This window comes from Methylobacter sp. BlB1 (genome assembly GCF_015476545.1).
Taxonomy (GTDB): domain Bacteria; phylum Pseudomonadota; class Gammaproteobacteria; order Methylococcales; family Methylomonadaceae; genus Methylobacter.
The window spans coordinates 19,499-36,273 of sequence record NZ_JADMKV010000022.1 but is presented as its reverse complement, the minus strand read 5'-3'; the positions used below and the strand labels follow the sequence as shown (position 1 = coordinate 36,273).

Genomic DNA, 16,775 nt, shown 5'->3' with positions numbered 1-16,775 from the left:
ATTATCGGGCGCATGAATCGCCGTTTCATCGCAAAATAAAGCCGGGTTGATTCCGGGCTTTTTATTTCCGGGTGATTTACCAATACAAAATATGACTCAAAAACTTTATATTCAGACCAATGGCTGTCAAATGAATGAGTATGATTCCGATAAAATGCGGGATGTACTTAAGGCTTCACACGGTCTTGAACTGACAGATGATCCGAAACAGGCCGATATTTTATTGCTCAACACCTGTTCGATACGCGAGAAAGCACAGGAAAAAGTATTCTCAGCCTTAGGCAAATGGCGCAAAATCAAAGACAAGCGTCCCGATGTCATCATCGGTGTCGGCGGTTGCGTAGCCAGCCAGGAAGGGGCCGCCATTCAGAAGCGCGCGCCTTATGTCGATATCGTCTTTGGTCCGCAAACTTTGCACCGTCTACCGCAGTTGCTTGATCAGGCACGCACGAAACACGAGCGCGTGGTCGATGTGTCATTCCCCGAAATAGAGAAATTCGATGCCTTGCCCGAACCCAGAGCCGAAGGGCCGAAAGCGTTTGTGTCTGTTATGGAGGGTTGCAGCAAGTATTGTACTTACTGCGTAGTCCCTTATACGCGCGGAGAGGAAATCAGCCGGCCGTTGAATGATGTGATAGCTGAAATCACCGCACTGGCAGCGCAAGGTGTGCGCGAGATCAATCTGCTGGGCCAGAATGTCAATGCCTATCGCGGCGAGATGGATGATGGCGATATCGCCGACTTCGCTTTATTGCTGCATTATGTTGCGGCCGTGGACGGCATAGACCGCATCCGCTTTACGACTTCCCATCCGGCTGAATTTACCGACAGCCTGATTGAAGCGTTTGCTGAAATCCCGAAGCTCGTCGATCATCTGCATTTGCCCGTGCAAAGCGGCAGCGATCACATATTAAAACTGATGAAGCGTGGCTACACGCGCGCCGATTACATTGAAAAAATTCGCAAATTACGTGAAGTAAGGCCTGATATTTATCTGTCTTCGGATTTTATTGTCGGTTTCCCGGGTGAATCTGAAGCTGAATTTGAAGAAACTATGACGCTTATCGAAGAAATCGGTTTCGATTTGTCGTATAGTTTCGTTTATAGCCAGCGCCCCGGAACACCAGCAGCCGATATGCCTGACGATGTGTCTGAGGAAGTTAAAAAACAGCGTCTCGACCGCCTTCAGCAGCGCATCAATGAGATGGCTGCCGCGATTTCAGATAGCATGGTCAATTCCGTGCAGACCGTTTTAGTCGAAGGACAATCAAAAAAGAACCCGTTACAGATGCAAGGCAGAACCGAAAATAACCGCGTCGTCAATTTCATTGCCCATCCCAGATTGGCAGGGCAGTTTGTCGATGTATTGATTACCGAAGCGCTGGCCAACTCTTTGCGAGGACGTATTGTGGATACTTCTGTCGATAAAATTATCCAACACAATTAATTATTGACTGTTATGACAACTCAGGAAATTACCCTGTTGCCTGCCGATAACGTCAGGCTCTCTAATTTTTGTGGTCAGTTCGATTCTCATTTGCGGCAGATTGAAGCCCGCCTTCAGGTTGAAATCGCCAATCGCGGTAACCATTTCAAAGTGACCGGCGTTGACAGTTCCGTAAAAGCGGCTTGCGCAGTCATGCAGAAATTGTTCGAAAGCACTGAAAGAGAACCGCTGACATCCGAATTGATCCATTTGGCTATGCAGGACGCTTCTATAGAACAGATTCTGGCTGCGCCTGAAGAGGCGGATAAACCGAATGTCCTGATCAAGACCAAGCGCGGCATCTTGAAAGGCCGCGGGGCCAACCAACAGGATTATCTGCGAAAAATTATGTCGCATGACATCAACTTCGGTGTCGGTCCTGCCGGGACCGGCAAGACCTATCTGGCTGTAGCCTGTGCGGTTGAAGCGCTGCAAACCGAGAAGGTCAGAAAAATCATCCTGGTGCGTCCAGCCGTGGAGGCCGGCGAGAAACTCGGCTTCCTGCCCGGCGATATGGCGCAAAAAGTCGATCCGTATTTACGTCCTCTTTATGATGCCCTGTATGAAATGCTCGGTTTTGAGCGTGTTGAAAAAATGATCGACCGCGGCGTTATCGAAGTGGCTCCGCTGGCGTTTATGCGCGGCCGGACGCTCAACGATGCGTTCATTATTCTGGACGAGGCGCAAAATACGACTATGGAACAGATCAAGATGTTTTTGACCCGTGTCGGTTTCGGCTCGACTGCCGTAGTGACGGGCGATGTGACGCAAATTGATTTGCCTTCCGAAAAAATGTCCGGCTTAAGGCATGTGCTTGAGGTTTTGAAGGATGTTGAAGGCATCAGCTTTACTTTTTTCAATGCACGCGATGTCGTCCGGCACCCTCTGGTGCAGCGTATCGTTTCGGCCTATGAAACGTATGAGAACAAGCACAAGGCGAATTGATGAACCAGATAGACATCCAGCGCGTTTTTGAATCGGAAGACCAGCCGGATGAGGCACAAATTCAGGCATGGGTTGATGCAGCGCTTGAAGATGTCAATCAGGACATCGAAATGGTCATCCGTATTGTCGATGAGGCGGAAAGCGCTCAGCTCAACGAACAATACCGTCATAAAAAAGGGCCTACCAATATTCTCAGTTTTCCGTTTGAAGTGCCGGACGGCATTGAATTGAATTTGTTGGGCGATCTGGTGATTTGTGCGCCGGTTGTGGTCAGGGAGGCGAGCGAACAGCATAAGCCGCTAGGTCACCATTGGGCGCATATTGTTGTGCACGGTGTATTGCATTTGTTGGGCTATGACCACATTGATGATGACGAAGCCGAACTGATGGAAGGCAAAGAGATAGAAATTCTCAAAAAATTGAATATAAATAATCCTTATATTGAGGTGATAAAAGCATGAATGATGAACAACCCCCAAGTAGAAACTCCCCGCAGAAGAGTTGGGTTGATAAAATAAGCCATCTGCTGACCGGGGAGCCGCAGGATCTGGATGACCTTCTTGAAATTTTGAGAGAAGCTAGGGAAAAACGATTGTTGGATACCGATGCTTTGTCCATGATTGAAGGGGTTTTACAAGTATCTGAGATGCGTGTCAGGGATATTATGATACCGCGTATCCAAATGGTAGTAGTGCCGCGCGATGCCGAGCTCAACACCATCTTTCCGCTGGTTTTGGAATCAGCGCATTCACGTTTTCCGGTTATTGAAGATGACCGCAGCAAAGTCGTCGGTATTTTATTGGCGAAAGATCTTTTGGCGCATGCCCTGCAGAATAAGCATCTTAAAGTTGAAGAAATCATGCGTCCGGTCAATTTCGTCCCGGAAAGCAAGCGTCTGAACGTTTTACTGAAAGAATTCCGTACTAACCGCGATCATATGGCCATCGTGATAGATGAATACGGCTTGGCGGCCGGCTTGATCACCATTGAAGACGTGTTAGAGCAGATTGTCGGCGAAATCGAAGACGAATATGATGAGGAGGAAGATGAAGGATATATCTCCCAGCGTAATGAAAACGAGTTCATGATAAAAGCTTTAACGCCGATAGAAGAATTCGATGAGTATTTCTCCACGCATCTGGCAACTGATGAGTACGATACCGTTGGCGGATTCATTGTCAGCCAGATGGAGCATATGCCTAAAAAAGGCGAAAGCCTAGTTGTCGAAAATCTGCGGTTTGAAGTGATCAGGGCCGATAATCGGCGCTTGCATTTAATAAAGTTGAAAAAAATTGACTAACAAGGGTTCGCAGGCATGAATGGACAAACGATATTGGTCACTGGCGGGACTGGCTATATTGGCAGCCATGCTTGTGTTGAATTGCTTACGGCCGGCTATCAGGTTGTCGTCGTCGATAACTTATCCAATAGCAAAGTGGAGCCTTTGCGCCGGCTGGAGCAAATAACCGGTAAAACGCTACAGTTTTACGAAGCCGATATTCGTGACAAGAAGGCATTAACAGAAATTTTTGACCGGGAACCCATCGGCGCCGTCATGCATTTTGCCGGATTAAAGGCCGTAGGCGAGTCGTGCAGGCAGCCGTTAAGTTATTATCATAATAATGTATACGGCACGATGGTACTGGCTGAAGCGATGGCCGAAGCCAACGTTAAGCAGTTGGTGTTCAGTTCTTCCGCGACCGTTTATGGTGAATCTACCTCTGTGCAGTATGTCGAGGATTTTCCTCTGGGCGCGATCAATCCTTACGGCCGATCCAAACTCATGATTGAGGAGATTCTGCGCGACCTGTCGGCGGCCGATGCAATCAACGGAGCTCAATCACCCTGGAAAATTGCCTTGCTGCGCTATTTTAATCCGATCGGTGCACACGAAAGCGGTTTGATCGGCGAGGATCCCAACGGTATTCCCAATAACCTGATGCCCTACGTTTCGCAAGTGGCGATCGGTAAATTGGCGCAGTTATCCGTCTTCGGTGATGATTATCCGACCCGGGACGGTACCGGTGTCAGAGATTATATTCATGTGGTTGATCTGGTTAAAGGCCATATCAAGGCGCTGGAAGCGCTACAGGGCGAAAAATTCAAGTCAGGCGGCTGCAAGGCTTATAACCTCGGTACGGGCAGAGGCTATAGCGTTCTTGACATTATAAAAACTTTCGAAGCAGTAACGGGACGGAAAGTAAATTATAAAATCGGCCCGCGCAGAGCAGGGGATCTTCCCGAATATTTCGCCAATGCTGAGTTGGCGTACAAAGAACTTGGCTGGAAGGCAGAGAAAAATCTTGATGATATGGTTGCAGATACCTGGAACTGGCAATGCAAAAATCCGCAAGGGTATGTTTAGGTTTCGCATTTTTAATGCATTGCTGAACTAAGGCTCCGTCAAAACTGATCCGTTTTATTTATCCGACCTTTCCGAACCTGTGTTACGAGCCCTTGCTTTAGAGGGCGATCTCATAATAGACAGGACTTACGCAAGCCTGTGGGAGCGGCTTCAGTCGCCTTTTATACTCGAATGGGCGACTGAAGCCGCCCCTCCCTACAGGTTTTAAAACCGCTTGTTGCGGTAGTTGAACAGGCAAACTGCGTAAGTCCTGATAGATACTTTTTTCGCTTCCTTGCGAATTCCAGCGGGCGGACCTAGCTATTTGTTTTCCTGATTCTGCTCGCGTTTTTTGTTTTGGCCGCAGTCTTTGTTTTAGTTGCGCTTTTTGCTTTAGAAGCGGTTTTGGTTCTGCTTACCTTTCTGGTTTTGGCAGCGCTTTTGGTTTTGCTTATGTGCGCGGCTTTTCTCGTATGCTTGACTTTGTTCACGCGCTTGATGTGATGGGTCTTTCTGGAGTGCGTGGCATGACTTATATGCCTGCTAATGTCGTCGCCTTGCGCTAACAGACTTGATGTCGCCCGGTGGCTGCCGCAACCAAGTTGATAAGGCGGAGGGCTGAATGAGCTGGTTTGTATGGAATAAATATCTCTTGATGGATTATCGCTAAATCTTTTGGCAAAGCTGGCATCCATGATCTGAGTCATTAGCTGATAGCGTTCCTTGCTGGTCATTCCTCCTAATACTACGCCGATCAGTCGTTGACCATTCTGATGCGCTGATGCCATCAGGTTATAGCCCGATCCGCAGGTAAAGCCGGTCTTCATGCCTTCAGCGCCAGGATAATTCTTCACGAAAGCATTGATGCTGCGCAAAGTGGTGCCCTTGTAATCGAAACTTTGAGCAGAAAAAAATTGATAATAAACAGGAAAATCGCGCTGGATCCGCCATGCCAAAATCGCAAGATCCCGCGAGGTGGTAACTTGCAAATCATTAGGAAGCCCGGTCGCATTCATGAATCGAGTGCTGCTCATGCCTAATGAGCGTGCTTTTGCAGTCATCATTGCACCGAAGTTTTCTTCGGTTCCTCCCAGCTCTTCGCCAAGAACGACCGCTGCGTCATTCGCCGAGCGTGTGATTACGGCTAAGATAGCATCCCTGACAGTCAATGTCTCTCCCTGCCTCAGGCCTAGTTTGCTGTTAGGCTGCCGTGCCGCATGCCAGGAAGCAGTCAAAGTATCATGCAGACTAATTTGCCCTTCTTTTAAAGCATCAAATGTCATGTAAAGTGTCATGACTTTTGTCAGGGATGCCGGGAACCAGCGCTGGTTGGCCTCTACTTCGTGCAATATGTTGCCGTTATCGGCATCGATAACAATGGCGGAATGTCGTCCGTAACTGATTTCAGATACGAAAAACAAAAGGAATGGCAATAAAATAAGTCGAATAAATTTCACGTTTAGTAATAGAGAATCTGGTTTTTTAATGAAATCAATAGTTAACGCATGGTTGCGAGTTGCTTTTACTAATCGATAATATAAGTGAAATTTGAATCCACATTATACCAAGGATTCGGTCGTAAATAATTTCCCTGATTAATAGCAGGATGTGCCGGCGTAAGGCCTATCCTGAGCGCAGCCGAAAGGAGGCGCATTGTCCGCGAGTAATGCGCTTCACTGCGTCGCTTAAAGCGCCTACTCTTGGTCAGCAAATCCTATGCAAGATTCAAATTTTAGGAAGTAATTTTTAGCCAAATCCCAAGTGAACTATATATCACCGCCGGAATTGGCTTGAAATTTCCGGTTAAGTGCATTTTTTTATTAGAAAATGCCCGTAAAAACAATAAGGTATATTTAATTTATCTTAGCGGCGTGCCTGTGAGTTAATGTATGTCACGCGATGTTTAACTAATTTCCAAGTATTAGTTCACTATGAGTAAGGAATGGTGACGAAGTTAACATAATTTTATACTAACTTTTCATTTAATGAAGAGTTACGCGCTTCCTGAGAGCAATGCAATTGTATGCATTGTTTGCATAATTACAAAAATCCGCGTTGTTATTAGATTATCGTTAATATTCTTTACAAAGATAATGCGCGGCCTCAATTAATTATGAGTTTAATGTCAAGAATTTCTTAAGGTTCATGCCTAATTGATCATATAAGCATATTCTTTAATTCTGTCTGCACAAAATTTGTGGATTTTACAGGTATTCAGATCAAGGACGATTTCTAAAATTATTGCTATTGCAAGCAATAAGTTATTTTTAAATATTATTTATATTCAATAAAATAGCTTACATTTTTAATTTTGTAAGAAAAATAATCAGAAAAGCTCATGATTCTTTTTCTTTTTTGCGATTGATTTTTCAATATGAATTCCATGCCAAAAATTACTCACCTTGATGCGTTGCTGTTTGATAATCGTTTTATCCGCGAGTTGCCTGGCGACCCTGATGTTTCAAATAATCGCCGTCAGGTGATTGGCGTCTGTTATTCCCGTGTGCTGCCGACTAAGGTCGCCAAGCCAAAACTGATTGCCTATTCCAGAGAAGTTGCAGCTCAGCTGGATTTGGATCCAGAAATTTGTGAATCGGATTATTTTGCCGACGTATTTACAGGCAACAGATTGTCGGTGGGTATGGAGCCCTATGCGACCTGTTATGGCGGGCACCAATTCGGTAATTGGGCAGGGCAGCTTGGCGATGGGAGGGCTATCAATCTGGGCGAGGTCCTCAATCGTCAAGGGCGGCGGTTGGTTTTGCAACTCAAAGGCGCCGGCCCTACGCCATATTCGCGTATGGCAGACGGTCTGGCTGTATTGCGCTCGTCAGTACGCGAATTTTTGTGCAGCGAAGCTATGCATCATCTGGGCGTGCCGACAACACGGGCTTTGAGCTTGACATTGACCGGCGAGAGCGTGATTCGGGATATGTTCTATGACGGCAATCCAAAGGCTGAGCCGGGAGCTGTCGTGTGCCGGGTGGCCCCTTCTTTTACGCGTTTCGGCAGTTTTCAGATTTTTACGGCGCGCGGCGATATCAAACTGCTCAAAGAGCTGGTGGATTACACGATTCGAACTGACTTTCCGCATTTAGGCGAGCCTTCGCCAGCGGTTTATCTGGCCTGGTTTGAGGAAGTCTGCCGCAAGACAGCCGAGATGATTGTGCACTGGCAGCGTGTGGGATTCGTTCACGGCGTCATGAATACTGACAATATGTCTATCCTCGGGCTCACTATTGACTATGGGCCTTATGGTTGGTTGGAGAATTATGATCCCGACTGGACGCCCAACACGACCGATGCTTCAACGCGCCGTTATCGCTTCGGCAATCAGCCGCAGATCGCCTTCTGGAACCTGGCGCAATTGGCCAATGCCGTTTATCCGTTGATCGAACAAGCCGATCTGATGCAACAGGCAATCAATGTTTATGCTGAAAGCTTTGAGAAAGGCTGGCAGGATATGATGGCCAGTAAGTTGGGCTTGAGAGCCTTTGACAATTCATTAAGCACGGAATTATTGGCTATATTGCAGTTGGTTGAAACGGATATGACTATTTTCTATCGCAAGCTGGCCACGATGAAGATCGATAATAGACCGCCTGAGGATGTCAGCGATGAAACACTGATAATGCCGCTGATGGAAGCTTATTATGTGCCGGAGCAATTAACCCCTCAATATAGAGAGCGCATTGGTCATTGGTTAAGAAATTACGTGCGGCGAATCCAGAAGGAAGAAACGCTGGATCAGGATAGAAGGGTGCGCATGAATTCCGTCAATCCTAAGTATGTGCTGCGAAATTACATGGCTCAATTGGCTATCGACAAAGCCGGGCAGGGCGACTATTCAATGATTGATGAGTTACTGCAGTTGCTGCGGCATCCGTATGATGAACAGGTCGGCAAGGAAGCGTTTGCTGCAAAGCGTCCGGATTGGGCAAGGAAACGCGCCGGTTGTTCGATGTTATCATGCAGTTCATAGGCAAGGTGGATTGGTTCTATTGGCTTTTAGGTGTTTTAGCGGTTTGTAATGGGTTTATAAAATAACATTAACATCGGGAAAACAAGAAGGTATATGTAATGGAATTTGTATTTTAATATATTCTAATATACAAAAAATAATTTGGTTATATTGTGCAATAAAAGCATACAGTATCAGTCGGTCTTTGTTGAGAAAAGCTTGATTTTATGGTGTAATGCCGCTGTTTTATGTCTTAATATGCCTCTTGTTTTGCCGTTCTTAAAATAGGGGGAAAGTTTTACAGCATTGCTTGGAGAATAGGCTTATTAACTATGCAATTTACTATTAAAAAAGGTTTGGACTTGCCCATAACTGGGGGGGCCAAACAAGTTATTGAGGATGGCAATGAGGTTGGGTCCGTTGCCGTCCTGGGGATGGATTATGTAGGCATGAAGCCTACTATGATGGTCAGTGAAGGGGATACGGTCAAACTAGGCCAGATACTCTTCAGTGACAAGAAAAATCCTGGCGTTAATTTTACTTCGCCTGGAGCGGGCGTTGTGAAAGTCATCAATCGTGGTGCTAAACGGGCTTTACAATCTGTTGTGATTGAACTGCAAGGAAATGCGGAAGAGTCATTCACAAAATATGAAGAGTCCAAGTTAAATGATTTAACAGCGGAACAGGTTAAAGAAAATCTGTTGGCATCAGGCCTGTGGACGTCCTTGCGTACACGTCCGTATGGAAAAATTCCAGCGATTGATAGCACACCTCATTCCATTTTCGTAACGGCGATCGATACCAGTCCTTTAGCGGCTGATCCCGTCGTTATCATTAAGGCGCGCGGCAATGATTTTGCCAATGGATTAGCTGTTGTTTCCAAGCTGACGGCCGGTAAAACCTATGTTTGCAAGGCTACCGGCGCCGATATCACCACAGGCAATACGCCTTCAGTGGTTGTTGCCGAGTTTTCAGGTCCGCATCCTGCAGGCTTGCCTAGCACGCATATCCACTTTATCGATCCTGTCAATGCGGAAAAGTTCGTCTGGCATCTGGATTACCAAGCCGTGATGGCAATTGGCGCGTTGTTTACAACCGGCAAGCTGAATGTTGAAAGAGTTGTGTCATTAGCGGGGCCAACCGTCAAAAATCCAAGACTGATTCGTACCCGTGTCGGTGCTAATACCGAGGACCTGGTTGCCGGTGAGTTGGATGAGAGCGTTGAAAGCCGCGTGGTTTCAGGTTCTGTCTTATATGGACACAGAGCAGCAGATTGGGCTGCCTATTTAGGTTATTACAGTAATCAGGTTTCAGCACTGCAAGAAGGCCGTGCGCGTGAATTATTCGGCTGGATTGTTCCTGGTAAAGATAAATACTCTGCGCTGGATGTTTATACCTCAAGCGTTGATCGCAAAACCGGCCGCAAGTTTCCATTGACAACAAGCAAAAATGGCAGCAACCGGGCGATTGTTCCTGTCGGCATTTATGAGACCGTGATGCCCCTGGATATCTTACCTACGCCATTAGTGAAATCACTGGTAGTAGGCGATACGGATCAGGCTCAATTACTGGGCTGTCTAGAACTTAATGAGGAAGATATGTCCTTGTTAACTTTTGTCGATCCGGGCAAACATGACTTCGGTCCCGTGCTGAGAGCGAATTTAACTAAAATTGAGAAGGAAGGATAATGTCGGCTAGAGATTTCTTAGATAGCATAGAGCCGCATTTTACAAAAGGCGGCAGGTTTGAAAAGTACTACGGTCTCTATGAGATGGTGGATACTTTCATCTATACACCCTCTGATGTAACACGTGGCACAACGCATGTTCGTGATGGTAATGACCTGAAACGGACCATGACTTTTGTTGTGATAGCAACATTTTTCTGTATTTTGATGGCTTTCTATAACACAGGCTATCAAGCCAACGTAGCTATGGAAACAATGGGGCTGGAAAAGGCGGATAACTGGCGCAGTATCCCCATGATGATATTCGGATACAGCCCATATAACCCACTGTCATGCCTGGTTCATGGCGCTCTGTACTTCCTGCCTGTCTACATTGTGACACTGGCTGTCGGCGGTATTTGGGAAGTTTTGTTTGCCACAGTGCGTGGACATGAAGTCAACGAAGGCTTCCTGGTTTCATCAATGTTGTATTCATTGATTCTGCCTCCTGAGATTCCTTTATGGCAGGTTGCCCTGGGCATTTCATTCGGTATTGTTATCGGCAAGGAAGTATTCGGTGGCACCGGCAAAAACTTTCTAAACCCAGCATTAACTGGTCGTGCATTTTTGTTCTTCGCTTACCCTGCTTCCATGTCAGGTGATTCAGTATGGGTCGCTGTAGACGGGTTTACCGCCGCAACGCCTTTGAGCCTTGCATCAGCAGGCGGCGTTGAAGCGATTAAAGAAGGGTATGGCTGGCTGCAGGCTTTCTTTGGCTTTATTCCTGGCTCTATGGGCGAGACATCTACTTTTGCTATTCTGCTCGGCGCTGCATTCCTGCTTTATACACGTGTGGCATCTTGGAGAATCATGGCGGGTGTCATGATCGGCATGATAGCGTCATCGTTGTTGTTGAACATCGTAGGCAGCGAAACTAATCCGATGTTTGCGTTACCTTGGTATTGGCATCTGGTTTTAGGTGGCTTTGCTTTTGGTACTGTTTATATGGCAACTGATCCCGTAACAGCAGCTGGTACTGACACAGGCCGGTGGGTATATGGACTATTAATTGGTGTGATGGTAGTGATCATTCGCGTCATCAATCCTGCTTTCCCCGAAGGCATGATGCTGGCGATTCTGTTTTCCAATATGTTTGCACCAATCATTGATTATTTTGTCGTTCAGGCAAACATTAGAAGAAGGGTGAAACGTCATGCCTAACGCAGTTAAAAAATGTGAACATTACGAAAAATTTAAAGTTTACCGCGATAAAGTTTTGGCACTGAGCAATGATAGTTTAGAAAAAACTATCGCTATCGCATTGTCACTGTGTTTGTTCTGTGCGGTTTTGGTGGCATTCGCGGCTGTCGCGTTGAAACCATTGCAATTCGACAATAAAGAACAGGACATGAAGAAGAATATTCTTGATGTAGCGGGTTTATTGGAAGCCGATACTGATATCGACCAAGCTTTCGAGGAACAGATTGAAGCCAAACTGGTTGATATTGAAACGGGTGACTACGTAGAAAATATGGATGTTGCAACTTACGATCAACGTAAGGCGGCAAAAGATCCTGCGCAAAGTATCGCTATCCCTGCTGATAAAGACATTGCGCACATTCGTGCAAAAGCCAAAATTGCTAAAGTTTACTTAGTCAAAAACGGCGATGATATTCAATCTATCATTCTGCCTGTGAATGGCTATGGCTTGTGGTCGACGCTGTACGGATTTATTTCCTTGGCGGCTGATGGACAAACTGTACAAAGCATTAACTTTTATGATCAAGCCGAAACACCGGGCCTGGGCGGTGAAGTTGTAAATCCTAACTGGCGTGCCTTGTGGAACGGTAAAAAAGTTTATTCTACATCCGGAGAGCCTGCTTTAGGTTTAGTCAAAGGTGTAGTGGACAAGAATAAACCGGGATCTGAATACCAAGTGGACGGTTTGGCCGGCGCGACTTTAACAAGTAATGGTGTAAGCAATCTTATTAAATACTGGATGGGCAATGAAGGTTTTGCGCCGTATTTAAATAAAGTAAGAAAGGCTGGAGAGAATAAATCATGAGTGCAGTATTAACTGGCGAAACAAAAAAAGTATTGACCGAACCATTGGTCAATAACAATCCGATTACGTTGCAGGTTCTGGGGATTTGTTCTGCTTTGGCGGTCACATCTCAGATGTCTACATCGCTGATCATGGCGCTTGCGCTGACATCCGTAACGGCCTGTTCAAGCGCGGCGATCAGTGCCATCAGAAACCATATTCCAAGCAGTATACGTATTATCGTGCAGATGATCATTATTGCGTCTTTGGTAATCGTGGTTGATCAAATTCTGAAGGCATTTGCTTTTGAAGTAAGCAAGCAATTGTCCGTATTCGTGGGTTTGATCATCACCAACTGTATCGTTATGGGACGCGCTGAAGCGTATGCGATGAAAAATCCGCCTTTAGCAAGCTTTATGGATGGCATCGGTAACGGTTTGGGTTACAGCTTGATTCTTGTCACTGTGGCTTTCTTTAGAGAGACTCTGGGTTCAGGTAAATTATTGGGCTTTGAAGTATTCCATTTATCAAAAGACGGCGGCTGGTATGATCCTAACGGTTTAATGCTGTTGCCTCCTAGCGCGTTTTTTATCATTGGCTTGATTATCTGGGCTATTCGTCAATTCAAACCTGAGCAAGCTGAAAAGGCTGATTTCAAAATCATGTCGATTGCTCATGGTGAAGGAGGGCATCACTAATGGAAGCTTACATTAGCTTATTTGTAAAAGCGGTTTTCATTGAAAACCTGGCTCTTGCTTTCTTCCTAGGTATGTGTACATTCCTGGCGGTTTCCAAGAAGATTTCGACGGCTATGGGATTGGGCATCGCAGTAATGGTCGTGCAAACCATTACGGTGCCTGCCAACAATATTATTTACCATACGCTGTTAAAAGAAGATGCGCTGTCGTGGATGGGCATTACCGGTGTGGACTTAAGCTTTTTAGCGCTGTTAAGCTGTATTGGTATGATTGCCGCCTTGGTACAGATTCTGGAAATGATTCTGGACAAGTTTTTCCCGGCCTTGTACTCGGCATTAGGTATTTTCCTGCCGTTGATTACCGTGAACTGCGCCATTCTTGGTGGAAGCTTGTTCATGATAGAGCGTGACTATAACCTCGGTGAAAGTGTTACCTATGGTATCGGCAGTGGTTTCGGCTGGGCATTGGCTATTACGGTTATTGCCGGTGTGCGCGAAAAACTGAAATACAGTGATATTCCAGCCGGCTTACAAGGTTTGGGTATTACATTTATTACTGCAGGTCTGATGTCGCTTGGCTTCATGGCTTTCTCTGGAATCCAACTATAAGAAGGTAGCATAATGCTGGAAATTGCATTAGGGATTATTATTTTCACGGTTATCGTGATTGCGCTGGTATTTGTTATTATCGGCGCAAAAAATAAACTGGTTGCCTCCGGGGACGTTGAAATTCTGATCAATGATGAAAAGAAAATTCATGTGCCTGTGGGGTCAAAATTGTTAACGGCATTGGCTGATAACGGCTTGTTCGTACCATCAGCGTGCGGCGGTGGCGGTACTTGTGCTCAGTGCCGGGTAAAAGTACATTCAGGCGGCGGTGAGATTCTGCCGACTGAAACATCGCATATTACTAAACGTGAAGCGGCCGAAGGCGAGCGTCTTTCCTGTCAGGTCACGGTTAGAAATAATATGGAAATTGAAGTCGAAGACGATGTTTTCGGCGTCAAGAAATGGGAATGCACAGTTAAATCCAACCACAACGTAGCGACTTTCATTAAAGAGCTGGTGCTGGAATTGCCTGAAGGTGAAGAAATCAAGTATCGTGCAGGCGGTTACATTCAGATTGAGTGTCCTCCGCATGTGGCTAAATACAGTGATTTTAACATCGAAGAAAGATTCCATGAGGATTGGGATAAATACAACCTGTGGCGTTATGTCTCCGACGTAAAAGAGCCGGCTTTGCGCGCTTATTCCATGGCTTCCTATCCTGAAGAGAAAGAAATTATGCTGAACGTGCGTATTGCGACACCGCCTCCAGGTGCTCCTGATAGCGTACCGCCAGGTATCATGTCTTCTTATATCTTTAATTTGAAGCCAGGTGATAAATGTATCGTTTCCGGTCCTTATGGCGAATTCTTCGCTAAAGACACCGATGCCGAAATGGTCTTCATCGGTGGTGGTGCAGGTATGGCACCTATGCGTTCTCATATCTTTGACCAACTGCGCAGGCTGAAGTCCAAACGCAAGATGACGTTCTGGTATGGCGCACGAAGCAAACGCGAAATGTTTTATGTGGAAGATTTCGATATGCTGGCCAGAGAAAATGATAACTTTGAATGGCATGTGGCTCTGTCAGATCCATTGCCTGATGATAACTGGACAGGTTATACCGGTTTTATTCACAATGTGCTTTATGAAAACTTCATAAAGAACCATCCGGCGCCTGAAGATTGTGAGTTTTACATGTGCGGACCTCCAATCATGAACTCCTCAGTTATCAACATGCTGTTGGAAAACGGCGTTGAACCAGAGAATATTTTCCTGGATGACTTTGGCGGTTAAGTAAGACATAGAATTCTCTCCCGCAAGGATAAACTTCTTGCGGGAGAGGGCTAGTGGAATCACATGAAAACTATCAAACAGCGACGAGGAGCATGGCTTGGTCTGCTCCTCGTTTTTTTATTGTCGGCATGCGGCAATGAAGCAGAAGAGTACCCGTTCATCTACTCAGGATTAACAGAGGGTACCAGTTTCCACATTAAAGTCAGTAAATTGCCTGAATCGGTGGTTTCAGAGCAATTGAAACATCAAATCATGGCTCTTTTGGATGAGATAAATGGGCAGATGTCCACTTATCTGGAAGATTCGGAACTGTCCAGTTTTAATCAAAACACTTCGACTGATTGGGTGCCCGTTTCCGCGCCTTTATTTACAGTATTGAAGGAAGCGCAAAGAATTAGCCGATTGACCAACGGAGCCTTTGATATAACCGTGGGTTCTCTGGTCAATTTGTGGGGATTTGGGCCAGATCCGATGAAATTTGTCGCGCCTGACGATGCGCTTATACAGGCGCGATTGAACAAAATTGGCTATAAATATCTAAGTATTAAAGAAGAAACGTTAGCTGTTAAAAAAGCGATACCGGACCTGTATGTGGATTTGTCGGCTATAGCAAAAGGCTACACTGTGGATCAGGTAGGCTTGTTATTGGAAAAGAATGGCATAACCGACTATATGGTCGAAATTGGCGGAGAGATAAGAGTAAGAGGGAAAAATGCCAATGCCGAGCCTTGGCATATAGCTATTGAGAAACCAACGCCGGATACAAGAGTGATAGAGAAAGTGGTTGGCATTTCCGATATAGCCATGGCAACTTCCGGTGATTATCGGAATTTTTTCGAAGGCGATGGCGTACGTTTTTCCCATACTATCGATCCAAGAACAGGGCGGCCTATAACGCATGCGCTCGCATCCATTACGGTCCTGAGCAAAACGACGATGGAAGCCGATGCACTGGCAACCGCTATTATGGTGCTGGGTCCGGATGAAGGTTATAAATTTGCCGAGCGCAATAATATAGCGGCATTATTTATTATTAAAAAAGATTCGGGTTTTTACGAAAAAAGCACGCGAGCCTTTACTGGCTTTACAGAATTGAAAAGGTAACATCATGACTTATTTTCTTGTAACTTTTGTATTCATGCTTGTCGTTATTGCAATAATGGCGATAGGGGTTATTTTTGGCAGAAAGGCTATTAAAGGATCATGCGGCGGCGCTAATAACGGAAATTGCATATGCGTTGAAAAATGTGATAAAAGGAAAAAGCTGGAGGCTGAAGGAAAGGTTTAGGATAGTTCTGCAAGGATTTGCATAAGCAGGACGGCAGGCTCTGAAGTGAAATAATAAATAACAATGAGGAGTTGGTTATGTTGGCTAAAATCACTGTTGCAGATTATATGACCAAGCATTTGGTTACTTTGACTAAAGAAACCAATGTTTTTGATGCTATAAAGAAACTGTTGGATCATAGAATTACCAGTGCCCCGGTGCTTGACAATCATGGCCAGTTGATCGGTATGTTCTCGGAAAATGATGTGATGCGGGTTGTTGCGGAAAACGTTTACGATCAGGGCATGGGCGGTAAAGTCGGCGAATATATGACAAAAGACGTAATTCGTGTTGAGTCTGACTCATTTATTGTTGACGTGGCGGAAAAATTTCAGCAATCCAAAGACAGAAGCTTTCCTGTTTTTGAAGATACTGACCTGGTAGGCATTGTCAGCCGAACTGATGTTTTAAGAGCATTGGCTTCGCTCGAATCTTAAATAAAGTTTAGGAATTAATTTTCATT

16 protein-coding genes are annotated in these 16,775 nt (G+C 45.6%); 15 read left to right on the top strand and 1 reads right to left on the bottom strand.

The window, feature by feature from the left end; genetic code table 11:
- The first annotated feature begins 91 nt into the window (after nt 1–91).
- The 5 genes from miaB to galE are packed head-to-tail and all read left to right on the top strand — an operon-like array spanning nt 92 to nt 4,796.
- Nucleotides 92–1,447: a tRNA (N6-isopentenyl adenosine(37)-C2)-methylthiotransferase MiaB gene (miaB, locus tag IT781_RS10465; RefSeq protein ID WP_194970099.1), complete on the top strand. Its 1,356-nt coding sequence runs from the start codon at nt 92–94 to the stop codon at nt 1,445–1,447.
- Between the two features lie 12 nt (nt 1,448–1,459).
- Nucleotides 1,460–2,431, top strand: a complete 972-nt coding sequence (locus IT781_RS10460) for a PhoH family protein (protein ID WP_194970098.1) — start codon at nt 1,460–1,462, stop codon at nt 2,429–2,431.
- A complete protein-coding gene (gene ybeY / locus IT781_RS10455; protein WP_194970097.1) occupies nt 2,431–2,892 on the top strand; it encodes an rRNA maturation RNase YbeY in 462 nt (153 codons plus the stop codon). The genes IT781_RS10460 and ybeY overlap by 1 nt, the downstream gene beginning before the upstream one ends.
- Nucleotides 2,889–3,731 carry an HlyC/CorC family transporter gene (locus tag IT781_RS10450; RefSeq protein ID WP_194970096.1) on the top strand — a complete coding sequence of 281 codons (843 nt, stop codon included), beginning with the start codon at nt 2,889–2,891 and terminating at the stop codon, nt 3,729–3,731. The genes ybeY and IT781_RS10450 overlap by 4 nt, the downstream gene beginning before the upstream one ends.
- 15 nt (nt 3,732–3,746) lie before the next feature.
- Nucleotides 3,747–4,796 carry a UDP-glucose 4-epimerase GalE gene (gene galE, locus IT781_RS10445; protein ID WP_194970095.1) on the top strand — a complete coding sequence of 350 codons (1,050 nt, stop codon included), beginning with the start codon at nt 3,747–3,749 and terminating at the stop codon, nt 4,794–4,796.
- Nucleotides 4,797–5,092: 296 nt separating this feature from the next.
- Here galE and IT781_RS10440 read toward each other — a convergent pair whose 3' ends face one another.
- A complete protein-coding gene (locus IT781_RS10440) occupies nt 5,093–6,232 on the bottom strand; it encodes a D-alanyl-D-alanine carboxypeptidase family protein (RefSeq protein ID WP_370526983.1) in 1,140 nt (379 codons plus the stop codon).
- 917 nt (nt 6,233–7,149) lie between these two features.
- Between IT781_RS10440 and IT781_RS10435 the strand changes: the two genes are divergently transcribed.
- The 10 genes from IT781_RS10435 (at nt 7,150) to IT781_RS10390 (ending at nt 16,749) form a co-directional block, all read left to right on the top strand.
- Nucleotides 7,150–8,757, top strand: coding sequence for a YdiU family protein (locus IT781_RS10435; RefSeq protein ID WP_194970094.1), 1,608 nt, complete (start codon nt 7,150–7,152; stop codon nt 8,755–8,757).
- A 311-nt stretch (nt 8,758–9,068) separates the two neighbouring features.
- Nucleotides 9,069–10,424, top strand: coding sequence for a Na(+)-translocating NADH-quinone reductase subunit A (locus IT781_RS10430; RefSeq protein ID WP_194970093.1), 1,356 nt, complete (start codon nt 9,069–9,071; stop codon nt 10,422–10,424).
- Entirely contained in the window at nt 10,424–11,623 is a 1,200-nt protein-coding gene (locus tag IT781_RS10425) for an NADH:ubiquinone reductase (Na(+)-transporting) subunit B (RefSeq protein WP_194970092.1), read from the top strand. The genes IT781_RS10430 and IT781_RS10425 overlap by 1 nt, the downstream gene beginning before the upstream one ends.
- A complete protein-coding gene (locus IT781_RS10420) occupies nt 11,616–12,467 on the top strand; it encodes a Na(+)-translocating NADH-quinone reductase subunit C (RefSeq protein ID WP_194970091.1) in 852 nt (283 codons plus the stop codon). Before IT781_RS10425 ends, IT781_RS10420 begins: the two co-directional genes overlap by 8 nt.
- Nucleotides 12,464–13,144 (top strand): NADH:ubiquinone reductase (Na(+)-transporting) subunit D, encoded by a 681-nt coding sequence (locus tag IT781_RS10415; protein ID WP_194970090.1) that lies wholly within the window; start codon nt 12,464–12,466, stop codon nt 13,142–13,144. The genes IT781_RS10420 and IT781_RS10415 overlap by 4 nt, the downstream gene beginning before the upstream one ends.
- The gene (gene nqrE / locus IT781_RS10410; protein ID WP_027157411.1) at nt 13,144–13,752 is read left to right on the top strand and encodes an NADH:ubiquinone reductase (Na(+)-transporting) subunit E; all 609 of its coding nucleotides are present in this window, start codon (nt 13,144–13,146) and stop codon (nt 13,750–13,752) included. The genes IT781_RS10415 and nqrE overlap by 1 nt, the downstream gene beginning before the upstream one ends.
- Nucleotides 13,753–13,764: 12 nt before the next feature.
- Complete coding sequence (nqrF, locus tag IT781_RS10405; RefSeq protein WP_228779067.1) at nt 13,765–14,985, top strand: NADH:ubiquinone reductase (Na(+)-transporting) subunit F; 1,221 nt, start codon at nt 13,765–13,767, stop codon at nt 14,983–14,985.
- A 63-nt stretch (nt 14,986–15,048) separates the two neighbouring features.
- Nucleotides 15,049–16,089 carry an FAD:protein FMN transferase gene (locus IT781_RS10400; protein ID WP_194970089.1) on the top strand — a complete coding sequence of 347 codons (1,041 nt, stop codon included), beginning with the start codon at nt 15,049–15,051 and terminating at the stop codon, nt 16,087–16,089.
- Nucleotides 16,090–16,093: 4 nt separating this feature from the next.
- Nucleotides 16,094–16,273, top strand: a complete 180-nt coding sequence (gene nqrM / locus IT781_RS10395; protein WP_194970088.1) for a (Na+)-NQR maturation NqrM — start codon at nt 16,094–16,096, stop codon at nt 16,271–16,273.
- A 77-nt stretch (nt 16,274–16,350) separates the two neighbouring features.
- Nucleotides 16,351–16,749, top strand: a complete 399-nt coding sequence (locus IT781_RS10390; protein WP_194970087.1) for a CBS domain-containing protein — start codon at nt 16,351–16,353, stop codon at nt 16,747–16,749.
- Nucleotides 16,750–16,775 lie beyond the last annotated feature (26 nt).

Bases quoted from the DNA above. Each gene is read 5' to 3' on its own strand.
- IT781_RS10430 (WP_194970093.1), top strand. From the start codon at position 9,069: ATGCAATTTACTATTAAAAAAGGTTTGGACTTGCCCATAACTGGGGGG.
- nqrM (WP_194970088.1), top strand. From the start codon at position 16,094: ATGACTTATTTTCTTGTAACTTTTGTATTCATGCTTGTCGTTATTGCA.
- IT781_RS10400 (WP_194970089.1), top strand. From the start codon at position 15,049: ATGAAAACTATCAAACAGCGACGAGGAGCATGGCTTGGTCTGCTCCTC.
- IT781_RS10435 (WP_194970094.1), top strand. From the start codon at position 7,150: ATGAATTCCATGCCAAAAATTACTCACCTTGATGCGTTGCTGTTTGAT.
- IT781_RS10415 (WP_194970090.1), top strand. From the start codon at position 12,464: ATGAGTGCAGTATTAACTGGCGAAACAAAAAAAGTATTGACCGAACCA.
- IT781_RS10425 (WP_194970092.1), top strand. From the start codon at position 10,424: ATGTCGGCTAGAGATTTCTTAGATAGCATAGAGCCGCATTTTACAAAA.
- nqrE (WP_027157411.1), top strand. From the start codon at position 13,144: ATGGAAGCTTACATTAGCTTATTTGTAAAAGCGGTTTTCATTGAAAAC.
- ybeY (WP_194970097.1), top strand. From the start codon at position 2,431: ATGAACCAGATAGACATCCAGCGCGTTTTTGAATCGGAAGACCAGCCG.
- IT781_RS10450 (WP_194970096.1), top strand. From the start codon at position 2,889: ATGAATGATGAACAACCCCCAAGTAGAAACTCCCCGCAGAAGAGTTGG.
- IT781_RS10420 (WP_194970091.1), top strand. From the start codon at position 11,616: ATGCCTAACGCAGTTAAAAAATGTGAACATTACGAAAAATTTAAAGTT.
- miaB (WP_194970099.1), top strand. From the start codon at position 92: ATGACTCAAAAACTTTATATTCAGACCAATGGCTGTCAAATGAATGAG.
- IT781_RS10460 (WP_194970098.1), top strand. From the start codon at position 1,460: ATGACAACTCAGGAAATTACCCTGTTGCCTGCCGATAACGTCAGGCTC.
- nqrF (WP_228779067.1), top strand. From the start codon at position 13,765: ATGCTGGAAATTGCATTAGGGATTATTATTTTCACGGTTATCGTGATT.
- IT781_RS10390 (WP_194970087.1), top strand. From the start codon at position 16,351: ATGTTGGCTAAAATCACTGTTGCAGATTATATGACCAAGCATTTGGTT.
- galE (WP_194970095.1), top strand. From the start codon at position 3,747: ATGAATGGACAAACGATATTGGTCACTGGCGGGACTGGCTATATTGGC.